Consider the following 18,256-nt stretch of genomic DNA (forward strand, 5'->3'; position numbering starts at 1 on the left):
CGCCGACCCGCGAAGGTCACGCGGAGTCAACGCGGCGGCGCCGTCTCCCCCGGTCCCACGGGGAGGCGGCGCCGCCGCGCGTCACGCTCCGCAGACCGCGGCCGCGTCCGTGAGGGCACGCAGCCGCGGAAGGATCTCGCCGGCGACGCGGGCCGGCTCGCCGGGAGACGGACAGCCGTAGAGGACGAACTCGTCGATGCCGAGCTGCCGGTAGGCGAACAGCCGACACGCCACCTCGTCGTACGTGCCGATGACCGCGTCCTGCGCCGGCCCGCTCCGGCCGTCGTCCAGGATCCGGTCCGCCGCGTCCCGCGCCTCGGACGCCTCACTTCGGCCCACCAGGCGCAGGCGGAGCCCGTACCGCAGCCGCGGATTCCTGTCCCGCGACCTGGCGACGCGCTCCGCGACGACAGCGGGCGGCGCGGTCCTCACCAGCCGCACATCGGCCCGCCGGGCCGCGATGCCGTCGGCGTCCGGGGACTCGCCCCCGAAGTAGAGCGGCACCGGATGCTCGACGGCCGGGTCGCTCAACTGGGCGCCCTCGACCTGCACATGCTCCCCCTGGAAGTCGATGCGCCGGCCGTCGAGCAGGTCGCGCACGACGGCCATCACCTCGTCGGTGCGCCCGTAGCGCTGGTCGTGGGTCAGCCCGGCGCCGTGCGCGCCGACGTCGAGCCTCAGGCGGCCGCCCGCGAACCGGCGGAAGGCGTCGGCCTGCTGGGCTATGACCGTGGGGCCCGCGCTCCCGGCGGGCAGGGCGACGAGGAAGCCGATCCGCTCGGTGTGGCGACAGAGCCCGGACGCGAGCGCCCACGGGTCGGGGCCGCCGGCCGGGATCGAGAGCGAGTCGAACCCGGCGCGCTCCGCGGCCAGGGCCGTGGGGGCCAGCGAGTCGATGTCGGCCGGCCGGCGGGCCGGCAGGTACCAGTGCAGCAGAGGGTGGTTCTCGGGCATGACGACACCTCGGGAATCGCGCGGGGGCGTGGACTACTGCGGGAACGAACCGGCCTTCAGGACACGGGACGGGGGCGGGCCGGGCGAGGGAACGCCTCCCCGGCGCGGCCTCAGGAAAGGGCGTCGGCGCCGGGCGTGGCCGGACAGAGCATCGTCGACACACGCAGAAGATCCACGTGGCGGCGTGAGACGAGCACGCGCGAGACGAGTACCGGAGCCATGCACGCATCCTGCCCGCGGGCACCGCGCGCCCACAAGAGCGTTCCCGCATGGCGGACAAGACGTATCACAGGGTGGACGTCTGGACCCAGAGACGCACGCGAGGGCCCGGTGCGGCAGGCTGCCGCACCGGGCCCTCGGTCAGTACATCCCTACAGGTCAGTACATCCCTACAGGTCAGTACATCCCTACAGGTCAGTACATCCCTACAGGTCAGAACCCCCGTACAGACAGGGCTACTTGACCCCTACTGCCCGGATGATCTCCTGGGTGACCTTGCCGCCCCGGTCGTCGCTCGCCGAGGCGCGCAGGGACACGTACTGCGCGTCGCCCGGGACCTTCAGCGTGCCCGTCCAGGACGCGCCGCGCCCGTCGAGCGTGACCTTCGTCCAGGTCTTGCCGTCGTCGTACGAGACCTCGAGGGTGCCGCCGCCGATCTTCCCGGTGTCCGGGGCGCCCTTGACGTACTCGGAGCTGATCCCGACGGGGACCCGGTGTCCGCCGTCGACATTGCCCGCGAGGTCGGTGTCGACGTCGAAGCCGAGGTTGAGCAGCGGCAGGAACGTCCACCGGTCGGACGAGGTCGCGGCGGACTTGAACGTCCACTCGGAGTGACCCTTCGTGGACAGCTTCCAGCGCGCGGCATCGAGCGTCGTGTCGGTGACGACCTTGTAGGTGTGCTCGGCCGGGTCGGCGTCCCACACGTACACGCCTGAGCTCTTCTTGCGGTCCGCGAGCACCCCGTCGACGTACACCTCGGAGTTCTGCGTCATGGAGTCGTCGCTCCACACGTCGCCGAAGCCGGTGTGGTCGGGACCGGAGTCGCCCCAGCCGGGCACGTTGAACTGGAGGGTGTCACCGGAGCGCTGCTGGCCCCAGCCGAGACCGGTGCCGAGCCACGGGTGCCAGACCGGCTTGAACCAGTCGAGCTCGGAGTGCTGGCCGCCCTTGTAGGTGACGAGGCCGCTGCGCTGCTCCAGGTCGGTCGGGCCCGTCTGGACGGACTCGTGCCACTTCTGGCCGGTGCCGGTGGAGACGTAGTCGGTGCGCTCGGCCGGGTAGTCGATCTTCTGCAGGAAGCCGATGCCGATGGGGAAGGTGTCGGTGATCGAGTAGCGGAACTCGCCGCCTTCCTGGGGCTTCACCGCGTGGAACTTCGCGTCCAGGACGGCCAGTTCGGACGTGCCGGGCCGGTAGGTCAGGTCGCCGCTCGGGACGGCTCCCTTGTGCTCGTCGGTGACGTCGTACACCCAGGGCGTGTTGCGGGTGCCGGTCATCGTGACGCTGCGGCCCGCCTTCGCGTCCGCGGCGAGCTTCGCGCCGTCCGCGGCGTCGACCGTGGCGATCTGGAGCGCCTGGTCAGCGCCGTCGTCCGTGCCGAACCAGGCGTTGAGCCTGCCTGCCGCATCGTCGGTGACGAACAGCGCCTTGGCGCCCGCGTCCTGCGCGGCCCGGGCGAGCTCGGCCGGGGAGAGCGCGTCGGTGCGCCGTACGAGGACGGCCTTGCCGCGCACGTTCCTGCCCGCGTAGTCGGCGGGCGCGCCTGCCCCGGCGTCCACGACCGCGAGCCGGCTGCGGCCCTCGGTCAGGGTGCCGCCGGGCTGGACGACGGCCTCACGGAGGCCGTCCACCTGGAGGCTGGGCTTACCGAGGCGCCACACGGTGCGGTACTCGAAGGAGCCGTCGGTGACCTTGCGGGTGGGGGCCGCGAAGATGCTGTCGTACTTCACGGGCACCTGGACCGCGCTCATGTAGTCGGCGCCGCCCGCCGTCCGGTCGGCCTCCATGAGAAGGTGGCGGGTCTCGGTGGTCCGGCCGACGTCGGCCTTGATCTCCTTCAACTGCCGCCCGTCCAGCGTGATTTCGCGGTCCCGGTCGAGCTTGACCGTCGGGTCGGCGAGGTAGCCGAGTCCGAGGGAGTCCTTGCCGTGGCTGCCGTGCACGTCGAGGTAGGACTCGACGTAGTACGAGCCGGGCTTCAGACGCAGCTGGAGCGTGCCGGAGTCACCGACCGTGGCGGGGAACGGGTCGGTGTTGCCGACGAGCTGCTGCACGCCGAGATACGCGGCTGTCGGGGCGCCGTCCCGGTCCTTCACATGGACGGTGAGCGTGTACCGCTCCTCCTCCTTGACCATTCCGAACGCCGTGTGCGCGACGGGCTTCCCGGCCACGGACGCGACGATCCGGCCGCTGGTGTTGCCGACTGCAGCCTTGGCGCCGTCGCCGGTCACGGTCGTGGAGGCGGTGCCGTGCGCGGGCACGGTCAGCTTGCTGTCGGCGAGCGAGACGACGCCGTCGGGCGCGCCCTGTGCGGCCAGCGTCAGCTCCACCGCGCTGCCGGAGGAGTTGCTGTAGGTGACCGTCTTCGTGACCGGCTTGTTGCTGTCGTACGGCCACTTGTAGTAGCCGAGGTCGGCGCTGCCGGTCGCGGTGACGTCCGCGGTCACGGCGTCGGGCACGCTGACGCGTCCCGAGCCCAGGTCGTAGGCGGAGTCGGCGAGCTCCTTGGACGTCGACATCAGCCCGTCCTTGAGCTGCGCGCCCGTCCAGTCGGAGTGCTTCTCGGCGAGCAGGGCGGCGACACCGGCGACGTGCGGCGTCGCCATCGACGTACCGCTCATGGTGGTGTACGGGCCGCTGCCGGAGACCAGCGAGGAGCGGGCGGCGAGGATGCCGACGCCGGGCGCGGACAGGTCGGGCTTGAGCCCGTTGTCCCCGAAGCGGGGGCCCTTGCTGGTGAAGTAGGCGGCCTGGTCGGAGGCGTCGACGGCGCCGATGGTGAGGGCGGAGTCGGCGGCGCCGGGCGAGCCGATGGAGCCGGGGGCGCCGGAGTTGCCCGCGGCGATGACGAAGAGAGCGCCGGTCTCCTTGGACAGCGAGTTCACGGCGGCGGCCATCGGGTCGGTGCCGTCGCTCGCCTCCTGGGAGCCGAGGCTCATCGAGACGACCTTGGCGTGGATGTCCTTGGCGGCCCACTCCATACCGGCGATGATCTGCGACTCGCTGCCCGAGCCCTCGTTGCTGAGGACCTTGCCGACAGCGAGGGTCGCGTCGGGGGCGACGCCCTTCTCCTTGCCGTCGGAGGCGGCGCCGCTGCCGCCCACGGTCGAGGTGACGTGGGTGCCGTGGCCGTTGCCGTCCGCGACCTCCTGGCCCTCGATGAAGGACTTGGACTCGGTGACGCGGGACGCGAGGTCGGGGTGCGTGGCGTCGTAGCCGGTGTCGAGGACGGCGACCTTGACGCCCTTGCCGGTGAGCCCGGCCTCCCAGGCCTTCGGGGTGCCGATCTGCTCGTTGCTCTCGGCCATGTCGGCCTTGACACGGCCGTCGAGCCAGATCTTGCCGATGCCGTCGGCGAAGTCCTTGCCCTCGGGGGCGGTCACGGCCTTCCAGAACGTGCGGCCCTTGCCGGCGTCCAGGGCGGCGCCGCCGATGCTGGCGAGAGCGCGGGTCCGGTCGGCGCCCTTCGGGGTGCGCGCCGCGGAACGGGCGCTCCTGCCCGCGTACGACACGATGAGCGGCGTCGCGTCGGCCTTGCTGTCGGCAAGCCCCTGACGTATCAGCTCACTCACGTCGAAGAGCCGCGCGTCCAGCGTTCCGGCCGCGAGGTAGGGGCGCGCCTCGTCCGGTACGACGCTGATCTTCCCGTCGTTCACCTGGGTCCTGACGGCTCCGGTCGCGCCCTTCGCGCGGTCGACGGTGACGGCCTTCTTCTCGCCGCCGAGGTCGGTGACGGTCACCTTGTCGCCGGTCACCAGGGTCACTGTGTGGGCGGCGCGGGCGGCGGGCGTGGTGGCGCGGGCCGCCGGGGCGGTGGTGTCACCGGCGACGGCCTGCCCGCCCGGAAGCAGCGCTAGCGCGAGCCCGGCCGACAGCAGTGCCGCGCCCCGTCTCGCTGGTCCTCTGGTCATCGTTGCCTCTCTTCGTAAGCCTCGGGCCGGGGTGTTACCCGAGCACTGCGAAGAGTGTGAAGTGCCCACTGTTACGGCGACATTGACGGGACCTGGCGGGAAGCTGCCCTGGCACCTTCCCGCCAGGGGGCGATCCGGACGCGCTCCGGCCGCCGTCCCGATGCCTTCCCGATGCCGGCGTCCGCGTGCGGCTGACAGCCCCAACACCCCTCGGCCACAATGGCGTCAGGCATGTGCCACACGTTTCGACCGGTTTCACGGGGGCGGCATGGACGGTTTGGTGGAGTACGAGACCGGCGACCACACGACCGTGGTCTTCGAGGCGTCCGACGAGACGGGGGTGCGGCTCGTCTCGCGCGGGGGCCTGCCAACGGCGCAGGCGGTCGGCACGTTCGAGTCCGCGCTCGACGGGGCGCGCTCGGCTGCCGAATCGGCGCTGCGGGTCTTTCGCGAGGGGCCGCTCAAGCCGGACGGCGTGGAGATCGAGTTCGGCGTGAAGATGTCCGCCGAGGCGGGCGCGGTGATCGCCAAGGGCACGGCCGAGGGTCATCTGGTGGTGAAGCTCACCTGGTCGGCGAAGGACCGCACGGCCACGGACGACGCGTGAACAGCGCGCGCCGGCACGCCAGGATCGAGTGCGGGCGCCAGATCGGGGCGGGCTTTCCGGTGACCGGCCAACAGGTCGACGCTGCGGGCCCGCACGGCCCGCCCGTGCCGCCCGGCCGCCCTCACGCCGTCGGCTTCCTGGCGTCGTACCGCAAGAATTTCCGCCACCTCAGTGCCAGCAGCAGCACCGCCACCACGCACGCCGTGCCGCCGCCCGTGATCGCCACCGCGGGGGACGCGAGGTCGGCTGTCGAGCCTGCGACGAAGTCGCCGAGGCGGGGGCCGCCCGCCACGACCACGATGAAGACGCCCTGGAGGCGGCCCCGCATCTCGTCGGGGGCCGCGACCTGGAGCATCGTGCCGCGGAACACCATCGAGACCGTGTCCGCGCAGCCGGCGAGCGCGAGGAAGAAGAGGCCGAGCCAGAGGTCTCTGGTGAGGCCGAAGACGGCGATCGCGAGGCCCCACGCGGACACGGCGAGGACGATCGCCAGGCCGTGGCGGTGCACGCGGCCCAGCCAGCCGGAGAAGACCCCGCCCAGCAGCGCGCCCACCGCGGGAGCGGCGACGAGCAGGCCGGTCGTCCGCGCGTCGCCGCCGTACCAGAGCAGCGCGACGGCCGGGTACAGCGCCCGCGGATACGCGAGGACCATCGCGCACATGTCCGTGAAGAAGGTCATCCGGAGGTTGGGCCGCCCGGCCAGGAACCGCAGACCGTCCACCACGGACGCCCGCTTGCGCCGCTCCCCCTCCGGCACGTCCGGCAGCATCGCCGGCAGCCGCCACATCGCGTACAGCGCCGCCGAGAAGGCGACCGCGTCGATCAGATACGCCGTCTGGTAGCCCCACAGGCCGACCACGACGCCGCCCAGCATGGGGCCGACGAGGCTGCCGGCCGTGGTCGTCATGGAGCCGAGCGCGTTCGCCGCCGGCAGGTGCTCGGGCGGCAGGAGGCGCGGGATCATCGAGGTGCGCGCCGGGGAGTTGAGCGCCCCGCACATCGCCTGGAGGGCCACGACCGCGTAGAGCAGCCAGACGCGGTGGTAGCCGGCGAGCGCCGCGACGGCCAGCGCCACGGACAGCGCGCACGAGCCGGTCGCGCTGTACAGGCCCAGCTTGCGCCGGTCCGTCGTGTCCGCGATGGCACCCCCGTAAAGGCCGAAGACGACCAGCGGGACCAGCGAGAACAGGCCGACCAGGCCCACGGAGAAGCTGGAGTGCGTGATGTCGTACACCTGGAGGGACACCGCGAGCGCGGTCATCGCCTGGCCCGTCCAGGACACCGTGTTGCCGACCCACAGGCGCCGGTAGTCGACGGAGATACGCAGCGGGGTGAGATCGGCGAGAATCCGGCGGCGACCACCCGACGCGGGTCCCTTCACCGGTGCGGGAGCGGATATCGCAGGGGTCTCGGAGGCGTCTGCCTGGTCCGGCGAGGACGGGGTGCTGGTCACACGGGATGCTAACAACGCCCGGCAAGACCACCCGTCCGGCCGAACCCCGCCCGGCTCATTCCAGCGCGCGCCCGGCGCCACCCCGCCGCAGGATTTCAGGAGGGCCGTTATTTGACGACCCGTCACGGTCTGCGCTCTCGGGAGGATCTGCCATGACCGTCAGTCTGGAGCAGTTGCGCCGCTGCCATCTCGCCGTCGACCTGGGGGCCGCGCGGACCCGGGTGTACGTGAAGGGCGCGGGCCTCGTCGTCGACGAGCCGAGCGCCGCCGCCGTCAACACCCGCACCGGCGCCCTGATCGCGGTCGGTGAGCTTGCCGAGAAGATGACGGGCCGCACCCCCGACTACATCCGCGTCATGCGCCCCGTCTCCGGCGGCACGGTCGTCGACATCGACATGGCCCAGCGCATGCTGCGCCACCTCATCGGCGAGAAGCTGCGCCGCGCGCTGCGCCGCAAGCCCCGGCTGCGCGCCGCCGCCTGCACCCCGCACGACGCAGACCCGCTGGCGCAGCGCGCCGCCGTCGAGACCATGGTCGGGCTCGGGGCGCGCCGCGTCGAACTCGTCGACACCCTCATCGCCGCCGCCGTCGGCTGCGACCTGCCCGTGGAGCGCCCCGAAGGCACGATGATCATCGTGTGCGGCGCGGCCACGACGCAGATCGCCGTCCTGTCCCTGGGCTCGATCGTGACCGCCGAGCGCATCCCGGTCGGCGGCGACGCCATCGACCACGCGGTGGTCCAGCACCTGCGCCAGCACCACGAACTGATGCTCCCGTCCCAGTCCGTACGTCCCCTGCAGATCGCCCTCAGCGGCAATGGCCTCACCCCGTACGGCCCGGAGTCGACGGAGATCCACGGCCGGGACGTGGCGACGGGCCTGGCCCGCTCGGTGCTGGTCGACACGGCGGCCGTGCGCCACGCGATCCACACCCCGCTGACCGCCGTCCTCGACGGCATCGGCAAGGTCCTGCGGGACTGCCCGCCCGACCTGGTGGCCGACCTCGCCGACCGCGGCATCATGATGGTCGGCGGCAGCGCGCTGCTGCCCGGTTTCGACCAGATGCTGCGCGACGCCACGGGCGTACCGGTCCATATCGCCGAACGCCCGGACGTCTGCGCGGTCCTCGGCCTCGGCGCGATGCTGGAGGGCAAGGTCCAGCCCCTCACCCTCACCCCGGTGGCCGGCTGATTCCGGCGCCCGGGTTCGACCCGGCGCGGGGACGCCCTGAGGGCGAGCCCGCCCGCCTGCGCACCGGCCCTGGGGCTCGGTGCGCAGGCGGGCGGGCTCGGGCAGTTGCCCACGCACAGGACCAGTGCCACCACACCCGTCCTCTGCTCGGCATGGGGCGGCTCACGTCCGCACACGCGGAAAGCCATGACTGAGGAGGCCGGGGAGACTCGCCTGCCCTCGGCGCATCCACGATGTTCACCGTGACGCGTAGTGGTGGGCTCGCCCTCCCCGCCACTTCACCCATGTCTCGTCATCGAGGAGCGCGCGGTGAACCGTCACGCCGGCCCGACAGAGGAGTTCGACGAGGTCGGCATCACTCCGGGCGATCCCGGCGACTTGCCCCTGGATTGCTACCCGTCGGCCCCCGGTGGGGGTGGGCGGGTGCACGACTATCGGAGTGGAGTCCATACGGCGAACGGTGCTACAGGCCGGCCGGTCCCGCACACGAGCTCCGGTGGGGACGTTGCGCCGTTCGCGTGGCCGGACACATCAACCGTGACGCGAGGCCGCTCCGCGACCGGAGTCGGGAGCGGCCCCTCCGGGGGCCTGGCGGCATGCGGCGGCGTCCGGCCGTCCCGGCCGCACGCCGCCAAGTATGTTGCGCACCACGCGGGTTCGCCTATGAACACAGCTCCCGGGGCCGCCCCGTCACCGGGTGGCTCACCAGGCCGCTCGCGCCGCTCGGTGCAGCCGGGCCGAGCCCCTGTGTGTGACGGATGCAAGAGTTCGCCGGGCACTTCCGCTCAGCTGATCGGCTGACGTCTCCGGGGCCTGATCCGGCGACGGGCCCTCCGGGGCCGGCAGCACGCGGGCCCCGCACCACCCGTCGCTCGTGCCCGGACACACCGTCATGAACGGCTGAATCGTCGCAGTGGCCCCGCCGGACCGGACAGCTTCGAGAGAAGCGCTTGAGACGTTGCCGTGAGGCGGTTTTCGTCACGCCTTCCCGGGTCCGGACTTCGTGAGGAGTCGAAGGGCAAGGCGGGCTGCCAATGCTGTTCGAGACGCCCCGTCGAACTCTGACCGCAGATATCGGGCTGAACCGAAGACGGGCGACGAGCGAACTCCGCTGTCGAAGCCTGATTCTGCGGCACCAACTGATGCGCCACGAGATAAATGAGCGTGGCGACCGCATCCTGATCCACGACCACTGTACGACCGCTGCCCACCGGCGCCTCGGGTGCCGAACTCTTCGAGCACTTTCTCGGTGCGATCGGAACGGCCCGATCCTGCCGCCCGACCTCGCCGGCCAGCGGAATACCGGACGCGCTGACCCGTGAGGGAATGGGCCGAATTCCGAGGGAGTCCCTGCGCTCCTCGATGTAGTCGAACTGTTGGTAGAACCCGGACAGTTGAGACGTAGCGTCGACGGATCCCGCGGCGATCTGCTCCCTGCCGCGCAGAAGTTCGCGATGCATCTCCCCGTACGCGCTGCCCAGCTTGACGGAGTCCTCGCCGCGATCACTCAGGCCGCTCACGAAGGGGGCGGCAACGGCCAGCGCCGCCAGGCCCGACAGCCCGGAGATGAGAACCTGCGCCGTGAGCACGGAGGACTCGGCGACCACGGGCCAGGCCAGAAGACCGGTGAGGAGGCTGACTCCTCCTGCGGCGACGCCGTAGAGGCGCTCCTTGCGCACCAGGCGGACGGCTTCGCGCGGCATCCTTCTTGCCCAGTACTCGGAGCTTTCGATGGTCTCTTCAAGTCTTTGCGAGATGGCTGCGGCGGCCGGTGTCTTCGTTTCTGTGAGCGATCTGTGCGGCATCTTCATGCATCCCTCAAGTCCGAAGGGGCGAATTCGGCATCACGGATCGACGGAGCAAGGCGGTCCGCGGCTGGTGAACGCTCAGCCCGTGCACGGTCGGCATCCCACCCATGGCGATTCTCGGCTGGTCGGCCATGACGCCGTTTCGTATACCCCCGTCCGTATGCGAAATGTGCAACATGGCCGACGGCAGCCGACGTGACTTGGAAGGGCTCGATCGAGCCCGAGGAACCGGACATACCTCGGCACGCCTTCGACGAAGCGCGACATGCCCATGGGTGCGCCCGAGATCACCGCGATGCAGGCACGGACGTGAGGTGATCCGTACGAGCATTCAGCCATCTCGGGCGCGGCGTGCCCGGCTGGGTTAATCTTTTGTTGATTGCCCCGGCCCGATTCCGGCGGGCCGGGGCCTCAACTATTCGAGCGGCAGGCAGGTACTACCAGCCGCCCTTGTCACCGCCGTAGCCGCCGCCGTAGCCGCCGCCGTGGCCGCCGCCGCGGTGGTCGTGGACCACACGGAAGCTGCCCACAACGCCGTTCTTGACGAACACGCCGCCGCGGATGTGGTGGGCGGGGACGATGCTGTTGCTGGTGCTCCACGGTCCGACCGTGGCAATGGGAGACCCGTTGTCGCAGGTCGCACCACGGAAGACCTCAACAGTCTTCCAGCTGTCGTTGCGGACGTTGAAGCTGCGCGAGCCCAGACCGCTGACCACAGTGATGCAGCCATCCCCGAGGGCCGAGTAGGACCGCTCGTTGAACTGGATCCGACCCTCGTAGTGGCGGCCCCCGCCGTAGTTGTTGTCTTCCTTCTCCTTGCCCTGGCCGGAGTCGCCACCGAGGGGCGCCGCCGCGGGAGCAGCCGCCTGACGAACAGCCGGAGCAGCCGGGGCGGCCTCCGTGCCGGCAGCAGCGGCGTAGTTGATGCCGGTGGCGGCGAGGGCTGCAGCGCCGGTAATAGCGGCGGTGACAGCAATGGAGCGCTTGCTCATGTCAGTTTCTTCCTTCTCGGAGAGATCGGCCGGACAGCCGCTCTGTGAAAGAAGATACAGAAATCGCCCGATTCGTCACTTATAAGACGTGCTGAAAATGCGAGAAATAATCCGAGTGGCCGTATGCGCGCGGAGGCGCCCGTCGACTGCGACCCCCGCGCCTACTCTCAACTAGCGTGATTTACAGGTCAGTTGACAGCTCGTTAGCCCTATCAGGTGACTTGCTGACGACTTCTCGAACTTCCGACGGCGTGTCGCGGATTTCCGCGTGGCGCGCAGTCGCTCGCGACCCTTGCCGGTCGGCGCGAGGCTCGTCGGCGCCATGCAGACCGCGCTTGAGGGCGGCGGCCTCGTGATGCCCCGGGCGTCCCGGGTGCCTTCGGCGGTCACGGCCGACGCCATGCGGACCGGGCCGGTTCGCGAGGCGACCGTCCGCGATCCCGAAGTCGACGGTGTCCCCCTCCGCAGATGATGGAGAGCGCCGTCCCGCCCGATCCGCCGTTCTTACGGACACTCCCCTACCGCGCGCGACGCCCCGTCCAGGCAGATGCGGCGCGTCGGCGGCGAACCGAGGGCCGAGGGGGCTGAAGGGCCGAAGGGGCAGATCAATCAGATCGCCGGGCACGCACCTGCCCGGCCCCTGAGACGCCAGGGGCAGACATCGCCATCGATGGCCCGCTCGGCCGGCTCGCGCTTCCCCCGAGCCGGATGACGGAGGTTGCGCCCAACGGCTTGGTCGTCAGCGCTTCGGGCGCCGCCGCGGGCGGCCGACGGTGTACCTGACGGGTAATCACGTCCGCCGAACGACGGACGCTCCGGTGTGTCGCAGGTTAAAACGTTCCTGCATCGGAAACCCTTGGTGGGGCGGGTGGGACTCGAACCCACGGCCGACGGATTATGAGTCCGCTGCTCTAACCGGCTGAGCTACCGCCCCGTTACGGCGTGGCGCGTACATGTGTGCGCGCCGTCTGCCGCAGCATAGCCGCTCATACGATCTCCTGCTCCGGATGCCCGGCCTTGCTCGACGTAGAGGACTTCGCCGCGCCCGCAGACGGTTCCACCTGGTGGAGGAGACGACACGAAAAGACCCCCGGGGGTTCCCCGGGGGTCTTGTCCGTCAGCTCTCCCGACTGGACTCGAACCAGTAACCTGCCGGTTAACAGCCGGCTGCTCTGCCAATTGAGCTACAGGAGATCGAGCTCCCCCGACTGGACTCGAACCAGTAACCTGCCGGTTAACAGCCGGCTGCTCTGCCAATTGAGCTACAGGGGAATGTCTCGTTGCATCGAACGCATCTACCTGGGCACTCGCCAGGGGGCGTGCGCTCGCTGCGACACATACATTAGCGCAAGCAGGGGGGTGCTCCGCCAATCGGTTCCCCCGGTGATCACAAGGGAAGGGTGGCAGCCATGCGCTACCGGCTCACATTCGTCGCCGGTCTGGCCCTGGGATACGTGCTCGGGACCCGGGCCGGACGCGAGCGGTACGAGCAGCTGAAGAAGTCCGCCCGCGAGTTCGCGCAGAACCCCGCCGTGCGGAACACGGCGGAGTCGGCGGCCCAGCAGACGCGTCAGTTCGCGGGCAGGGCGCTGCACTCGGTGAGCGAGAAGGTCGAGAGCCGGGTCCCCGACTCGGTGGCCGGCCGGGTGCGCTCACTGCGGGAGCGCGGCCGGGGCGGCGACGGCTTCGAGGACGACTGGGGCACCAGCAACACCTGAGCCCTGCGGCCCCGCCGCGAGCGGGTCTTCGGCCCGGCCCCGGCCCGCGGGACGGGGCCGCCGCGGAGTGCGGCAGAATTCAGTCATGGGGATAGTCGCCGGGCTGGACAGTTCGCCCGATTTCACTCGGATCGTGGTCTGTGACGCGGACTCCGGTGCCGTGCTCAAGCAGGGCTATGCCCCGCACCCGCTCGAATCCGCCGAGGGCGGCAGCCGTCCCGCCGATGTCGATCCACAGGCATGGCTCCTCTCACTCGGCGAGGCCGCGGGCGGCGGGCTGCTCGAAGGCGTGCAGGCCATCGGGGTCTCGACGCAGCAGAACGCGCTGGTGCCGCTGGACGCGCAGGGCAACACCGTGCGCCCCGCGATGCCAGGGGGCGACAAGCGGGCACAGGCCTCGGCCGCGGATCTCATCGACCGGCTCGGTGGGCGCGAGGCGTGGGCGCAGGCCGTCGGGTGTGTGCCGCAGGCCGCGCATCCGGTGACGAAGCTGCGGTGGCTGGCGAAGCACGAGCCGGAGGCCGCGCAGCGGATCGCGCTCGTGCTCCAGGCCCACGACTGGCTGGTGTGGCAGCTCCTCGGCCGGCCCTCGCGGCGGACCACCGACCGGGGCGGCGCCTCGGGCACCGGCTACTGGTCGGCGGCGAGCGGCTCGTACCGGCCCGACCTGGTCGAGCTGGCGCTCGGGCACCAGGCGATGCTGCCGGAGGTGCTCGGCCCCGGGGACGCGGCGGGCACCACTCCGGAGGGTCTGATCATCTCCGCCGGTACGGGCGAGACGATGGCCGCGGCGTTCGGGCTCGGGGTGCGGCAGGGCGACGCCGTGGTGTCACTGGGCGCCTCCGGGTCGGTCATGGCGGTGCACCACGAGGCGCTCGTCGATCCGTCCGGGACGATCACCTCGCTCGCCGACGCGACCGGCATGCATCTGCCCGTCGTCCATACGCTCAACGCGGTGCGGACCCTGCGCGGTACGGCCGACATGCTCGGGCTCTCCGGGATCGAGGAGCTGTCCGACCTGGCGATGAAGTCGACCCCCGGTTCGCACGGGCTGGTCATGCTGCCGTATCTGGAGGGCGAGAAGACGCCGAATCTGCCGCACACCGCAGGCACCCTGAGCGGGCTGCGGCGGGAGTCGATGAAGCCGGAGCATCTCGCGCGGGCCGCCTTCGAGGGCATGCTGTGCGGGCTCGGGGACGCCATGGACGTACTGCGGGCGCGTGGGGTCGAGGTGCGGCGGGTGTTCCTGCTCGGGGCGGCGGCCGAGCTGCCGGCGGTGCAGGCCGCGGCGCCGATGCTGTTCGGGACGCAGGTCGTGGTGCCGCAGCCCGCGGACTACGCGGCGCTCGGTGCGGCGCGGCAGGCGGCGTGGGCGCTGAGCGGTCAGCTGCCGCAGTGGCAGGGCGCGGCCGCGCAGATTCTGGAGCCGGGCGAGGAACTGCCCGTCGGGCAGGCGGTGCGCCAGCAGTTCACCGCCGTACGGGAGCAGACGCACCCCGGAGCCTTCGATTCCGTGGGGGCATGAGCGTTTCGTCCCGCTCCACGTGGGTTTCTTGGCGGGCTCTTGGCTAAATCGGTTGAGGTAACGCGGGTGGAGTGTCGGACGATGGGGGTCGTGCATCACTGACCCCCATCATGTCGGCCGACTTCGAGAGACCGAGCGTGCTCATACGACTCCTGCGGACCTATCTCGGTCCATACAAGAAACCCATCGGCGTGCTGGTGCTGCTGCAGTTCCTGCAGACCTGCGCCTCGCTGTATCTGCCCACCCTCAACGCGGACATCATTGACAACGGTGTCGTGAAGGGGGACACGGGCTACATCCTGGCCTTCGGCGCCATCATGATCGCGATCACCGTGGTCCAGATGGTCTGCAACATCGGCGCCGTGTACTACGGCGCGCGCACCGCGTCCGCGCTCGGACGGGACGTCCGGGCCTCCGTGTTCGACCGCGTGCAGTCCTTCTCCGCGCGCGAGATGGGCCAGTTCGGGGCGCCGTCCCTGATCACCCGCACGACGAACGACGTGCAGCAGATCCAGATGCTCACGCTCATGACGTTCACGCTGATGGTGTCGGCGCCGATCATGTGCGTCGGCGGCATCGTCATGGCGCTGGGCCAGGACGTGCCCCTGTCGGGCGTGCTGCTCGCCGTGGTCCCGGTCCTCGGGATCAGCGTCAGCCTGATCGTGCGCCGGCTGCGCCCGCTGTTCCGCACCATGCAGGTGCGGCTCGACACGGTGAACCGGGTGCTGCGCGAGCAGATCACCGGCAACCGCGTCATCCGCGCCTTCGTACGCGACGGCTACGAGAAGGAGCGCTTCCGCGAGGCCAACGCCGATCTGACCGCGGTCTCCCTCGGCACCGGCAAGCTCCTCGCGCTGATGTTCCCGATCGTCATGACGGTGGTGAACATCTCGTCGATCGCCGTCGTCTGGTTCGGCGCTCACCGCATCGACAGCGGCGGCATGCAGATCGGCGCGCTCACCGCGTTCCTCGCCTATCTGATGCAGATCGTGATGAGCGTCATGATGGCCACCTTCATGTTCATGATGGTGCCGCGCGCCGAGGTCTGCGCCGAGCGCATCCAGGAGGTCCTCTCCACCGAGTCCAGCGTCGTGCCGCCGTCCGCGCCGGTGCGGGAGCTGCGCAGCCACGGTCATCTGGAGATCCGGGACGCGGGCTTCCGCTACCCGGGTGCCGAGGAGCCCGTGCTCAAGGCCATCCAGGTCACCGCGCGCCCCGGTGAGACGACCGCCGTCATCGGCTCGACCGGCAGCGGCAAGTCCACCCTCCTCGGCCTGGTGCCGCGGCTGTTCGACGCGACCGACGGCGAGGTCCTGGTGGACGGCGTCGACGTGCGCACCATCGAGCCGGCGCTGCTGGCCAGGACCGTCGGGCTCGTGCCGCAGAAGCCGTACCTCTTCGCGGGGACCGTCGCGACGAATCTGCGATACGGCAATCCGGACGCGAGTGACGAAGAGCTGTGGCACGCCCTGGAGGTCGCGCAGGCCAAGGACTTCGTGGAGAAGCTGGAGAACGGACTCGACTCCCCGATCGCGCAGGGCGGCACCAATGTGTCCGGCGGTCAGCGCCAGCGGCTGGCGATCGCGCGGACGCTGGTGCAGCGGCCCGAGATCTATCTCTTCGACGACTCGTTCTCCGCGCTCGACTACGCGACGGACGCCGCGCTGCGGGCCGCGCTGGGGCACGAGACCGCCGAGGCGACCGTGGTGATCGTGGCCCAGCGGGTCTCCACCATCCGCGACGCGGACCGCATCGTGGTCCTCGACGAGGGCCATGTCGTGGGCACGGGCACCCATCACGAGCTGATGGACGGCAATGAGACGTACCGGGAGATCGTTCTCTCCCAGCTGACGGAAGCGGAGGCGGCCTGATGGCGGGGCCAGGCGGGCGGATGATGGCCGGGGGCGGCCCCGACCAGCGTTCGATGGACTTCAAGGGCTCGGGCAAGCGGCTCATCAGGCAGTTCAAGCCCGAGAAGACGACGATGTACGCGATGGTCGCGTGCGCCGTCCTGAGCGTGGGCCTGTCGGTGCTGGGCCCGAAGATCCTGGGCCGGGCGACCGACCTGGTCTTCGCGGGCATCATCGGGCGTGAGATGCCGTCCGGGAGCAGCAAGGCGCAGGTCATCGCGGGGATGCGGGCCAAGGGTGACTCCGGGGTCGCCGACATGCTCTCCGGGATCGACTTCACGCCCGGCCAGGGCATCGACTTCGACGCCGTGGGCTCCGTGCTGGGACTCGCCCTCTGTACGTTCCTGGGGGCCGGTCTCCTGATGGCCGTGGCGACGCGGCTGTCGAACCGGGCGCTCAACAAGACCGTCTTCCGCATGCGCGAGGACATCCAGGCGAAGCTGTCGCGCCTTCCGCTGTCGTACTTCGACAAGCGGCAGCGCGGTGAGGTCCTCAGCCGCGCCACGAACGACATCGACAACATCGGCCAGACGCTCCAGCAGACGATGGCCCAGCTCATCAACTCGCTGCTCACCATCATCGGCGTGCTGGTGATGATGTTCTGGATCTCGCCGCTGCTCGCACTGGTCGCGCTGGTGACGGTGCCGCTGTCGTTCCTGATCGCGACGCGGGTCGGCAAGCGGTCGCAGCCGCAGTTCGTGCAGCAGTGGAAGACCACCGGCAAGCTGAACGCGCACATCGAGGAGATGTACACCGGCCACACCCTGGTGAAGGTGTTCGGGCGTCAGGAGGAGTCGGCGAAGGCGTTCGCCGAGCAGAACGACGCGCTCTACGAGGCCGGGTTCAAGGCGCAGTTCAACAGCGGGATGATGCAGCCGCTGATGTTCTTCGTGTCGAACCTGAACTACGTGCTCGTCGCCGTGGTGGGTGGCCTGCGGGTGGCCTCGGGTTCGCTGTCGATCGGTGACGTCCAGGCGTTCATCCAGTACTCGCGGCAGTTCTCCATGCCGCTGACCCAGGTCGCCTCGATGGCGAACCTGGTGCAGTCGGGCGTCGCGTCGGCCGAGCGGATCTTCGAACTGCTCGACGCGGACGAGCAGGAGGCCGACCCGGTGCCGGGCGAGAAGCCCGATCTGCTGCGCGGGCTCGTCGAGTTCGAGAACGTGTCGTTCCGCTACGAGCAGGACAAGCCGCTCATCGAGGACCTGTCGCTCGCCGTGGAGCCGGGTCACACCGTCGCCATCGTGGGCCCGACCGGCGCCGGCAAGACGACGCTGGTCAACCTGCTGCTGCGGTTCTACGAGGTGACCGGCGGGCGCATCACCCTCGACGGGGTCGACGTGGCGAAGATGTCGCGCGACGAACTCCGTTCCGGGATCGGCATGGTGCTCCAGGACACGTGGCTGTTCGGCGGCACGATCGCGGACAACATCGCGTACGGCGCCACGAAGGACGTCACGCGGGAGCAGATAGAGGAGGCGGCACGGGCCGCCCACGCGGACCGGTTCATCCGGACGCTGCCCGAGGGCTACGACACCGTGATCGACGACGAGGGGGCGGGGGTCAGCGCCGGTGAGAAGCAGCTCATCACCATCGCGCGCGCGTTCCTGTCGGACCCGGTGATACTCGTCCTCGACGAGGCGACGAGCTCGGTCGACACCCGTACCGAGGTGCTCATCCAGAAGGCGATGGCGCGGCTCGCGCACGGGCGGACCAGCTTTGTCATCGCCCACCGGCTGTCCACGATCCGCGATGCCGACACCATCCTGGTGATGGAGAACGGGGACATCGTGGAGCAGGGCACGCACGCGGCGCTGCGCGCTGCCGGTGGGGCGTATGAGCGGCTGTACAACGCGCAGTTCGCGCAGGCTGTCGCCGAGGTGGACTAGGCGCGTCATACGGGGCGGGGTTCTGTGTGCGGGTCGTCTGTGGCTTGTCTGCGCAGTTCCCCGCGCCCCTGATGGTTCTC

At 70.4% G+C, this 18,256-nt stretch carries 11 protein-coding genes and 3 tRNA genes; 6 read left to right on the forward strand and 8 right to left on the reverse strand.

Annotated features, from left to right (window positions below; genetic code table 11):
• Nucleotides 1–81: 81 nt before the first annotated feature.
• Together ACWIGU_RS27055 and ACWIGU_RS27060 are read right to left on the reverse strand one after the other, a co-directional pair.
• Nucleotides 82–954, reverse strand: coding sequence for an LLM class flavin-dependent oxidoreductase (locus tag ACWIGU_RS27055; RefSeq protein ID WP_454404273.1), 873 nt, complete (start codon nucleotides 952–954; stop codon nucleotides 82–84).
• 455 nt (nucleotides 955–1,409) lie between these two features.
• Complete coding sequence (locus tag ACWIGU_RS27060; RefSeq protein WP_454404274.1) at nucleotides 1,410–5,084, reverse strand: S8 family serine peptidase; 3,675 nt, start codon at nucleotides 5,082–5,084, stop codon at nucleotides 1,410–1,412.
• A gap of 268 nt (nucleotides 5,085–5,352) precedes the next feature.
• On the opposite strand from ACWIGU_RS27060, the gene ACWIGU_RS27065 reads away from it, so the two are divergent.
• A complete protein-coding gene (locus ACWIGU_RS27065; RefSeq protein WP_454404275.1) occupies nucleotides 5,353–5,691 on the forward strand; it encodes a CU044_2847 family protein in 339 nt (112 codons plus the stop codon).
• A gap of 121 nt (nucleotides 5,692–5,812) precedes the next feature.
• Here the strand turns inward: ACWIGU_RS27065 and ACWIGU_RS27070 are convergent, their stop codons facing one another.
• Nucleotides 5,813–7,072 carry an MFS transporter gene (locus ACWIGU_RS27070; RefSeq protein ID WP_454404336.1) on the reverse strand — a complete coding sequence of 420 codons (1,260 nt, stop codon included), beginning with the start codon at nucleotides 7,070–7,072 and terminating at the stop codon, nucleotides 5,813–5,815.
• 224 nt (nucleotides 7,073–7,296) lie between these two features.
• Here ACWIGU_RS27070 and mreB point away from each other — a divergent pair, with 224 nt between their 5' ends.
• Nucleotides 7,297–8,334: a rod shape-determining protein MreB gene (gene mreB / locus ACWIGU_RS27075; protein ID WP_454404276.1), complete on the forward strand. Its 1,038-nt coding sequence runs from the start codon at nucleotides 7,297–7,299 to the stop codon at nucleotides 8,332–8,334.
• A gap of 890 nt (nucleotides 8,335–9,224) precedes the next feature.
• Here mreB and ACWIGU_RS27080 read toward each other — a convergent pair.
• The 5 genes from ACWIGU_RS27080 to ACWIGU_RS27100 all read right to left on the reverse strand — a co-directional run bounded on the left by ACWIGU_RS27080 (nucleotide 9,225) and on the right by ACWIGU_RS27100 (nucleotide 12,406).
• Nucleotides 9,225–10,145: a hypothetical protein gene (locus tag ACWIGU_RS27080; protein ID WP_454404277.1), complete on the reverse strand. Its 921-nt coding sequence runs from the start codon at nucleotides 10,143–10,145 to the stop codon at nucleotides 9,225–9,227.
• A gap of 434 nt (nucleotides 10,146–10,579) precedes the next feature.
• Nucleotides 10,580–11,134, reverse strand: a complete 555-nt coding sequence (locus ACWIGU_RS27085) for a hypothetical protein (RefSeq protein WP_454404278.1) — start codon at nucleotides 11,132–11,134, stop codon at nucleotides 10,580–10,582.
• 857 nt (nucleotides 11,135–11,991) lie between these two features.
• Nucleotides 11,992–12,068, reverse strand: a tRNA-Ile gene (locus tag ACWIGU_RS27090).
• Nucleotides 12,069–12,255: 187 nt separating this feature from the next.
• Nucleotides 12,256–12,328, reverse strand: a tRNA-Asn gene (locus ACWIGU_RS27095).
• Between the two features lie 5 nt (nucleotides 12,329–12,333).
• Nucleotides 12,334–12,406, reverse strand: a tRNA-Asn gene (locus ACWIGU_RS27100).
• 137 nt (nucleotides 12,407–12,543) lie between these two features.
• Here ACWIGU_RS27100 and ACWIGU_RS27105 point away from each other — a divergent pair.
• The 4 genes from ACWIGU_RS27105 to ACWIGU_RS27120 all read left to right on the forward strand — a co-directional run bounded on the left by ACWIGU_RS27105 (nucleotide 12,544) and on the right by ACWIGU_RS27120 (nucleotide 18,176).
• Nucleotides 12,544–12,852, forward strand: a complete 309-nt coding sequence (locus ACWIGU_RS27105; protein WP_454404279.1) for a YtxH domain-containing protein — start codon at nucleotides 12,544–12,546, stop codon at nucleotides 12,850–12,852.
• Nucleotides 12,853–12,937: 85 nt separating this feature from the next.
• Nucleotides 12,938–14,377: an FGGY family carbohydrate kinase gene (locus ACWIGU_RS27110; RefSeq protein WP_454404280.1), complete on the forward strand. Its 1,440-nt coding sequence runs from the start codon at nucleotides 12,938–12,940 to the stop codon at nucleotides 14,375–14,377.
• A gap of 137 nt (nucleotides 14,378–14,514) precedes the next feature.
• The gene (locus ACWIGU_RS27115; protein WP_454404281.1) at nucleotides 14,515–16,248 is read left to right on the forward strand and encodes an ABC transporter ATP-binding protein; all 1,734 of its coding nucleotides are present in this window, start codon (nucleotides 14,515–14,517) and stop codon (nucleotides 16,246–16,248) included.
• Nucleotides 16,248–18,176 carry an ABC transporter ATP-binding protein gene (locus tag ACWIGU_RS27120; RefSeq protein ID WP_454404282.1) on the forward strand — a complete coding sequence of 643 codons (1,929 nt, stop codon included), beginning with the start codon at nucleotides 16,248–16,250 and terminating at the stop codon, nucleotides 18,174–18,176. The genes ACWIGU_RS27115 and ACWIGU_RS27120 overlap by 1 nt, the downstream gene beginning before the upstream one ends.
• Nucleotides 18,177–18,256: the final 80 nt, after the last annotated feature.

Source organism: Streptomyces sp. NPDC055400, from assembly GCF_053644375.1.

Bases quoted from the DNA above. Each gene is read 5' to 3' on its own strand.
- ACWIGU_RS27060 (WP_454404274.1), bottom strand. From the start codon at position 5,084: ATGACCAGAGGACCAGCGAGACGGGGCGCGGCACTGCTGTCGGCCGGG.
- ACWIGU_RS27085 (WP_454404278.1), bottom strand. From the start codon at position 11,134: ATGAGCAAGCGCTCCATTGCTGTCACCGCCGCTATTACCGGCGCTGCA.
- ACWIGU_RS27080 (WP_454404277.1), bottom strand. From the start codon at position 10,145: ATGAAGATGCCGCACAGATCGCTCACAGAAACGAAGACACCGGCCGCC.
- ACWIGU_RS27105 (WP_454404279.1), top strand. From the start codon at position 12,544: ATGCGCTACCGGCTCACATTCGTCGCCGGTCTGGCCCTGGGATACGTG.
- ACWIGU_RS27055 (WP_454404273.1), bottom strand. From the start codon at position 954: ATGCCCGAGAACCACCCTCTGCTGCACTGGTACCTGCCGGCCCGCCGG.
- ACWIGU_RS27120 (WP_454404282.1), top strand. From the start codon at position 16,248: ATGGCGGGGCCAGGCGGGCGGATGATGGCCGGGGGCGGCCCCGACCAG.
- ACWIGU_RS27110 (WP_454404280.1), top strand. From the start codon at position 12,938: ATGGGGATAGTCGCCGGGCTGGACAGTTCGCCCGATTTCACTCGGATC.
- ACWIGU_RS27065 (WP_454404275.1), top strand. From the start codon at position 5,353: ATGGACGGTTTGGTGGAGTACGAGACCGGCGACCACACGACCGTGGTC.
- mreB (WP_454404276.1), top strand. From the start codon at position 7,297: ATGACCGTCAGTCTGGAGCAGTTGCGCCGCTGCCATCTCGCCGTCGAC.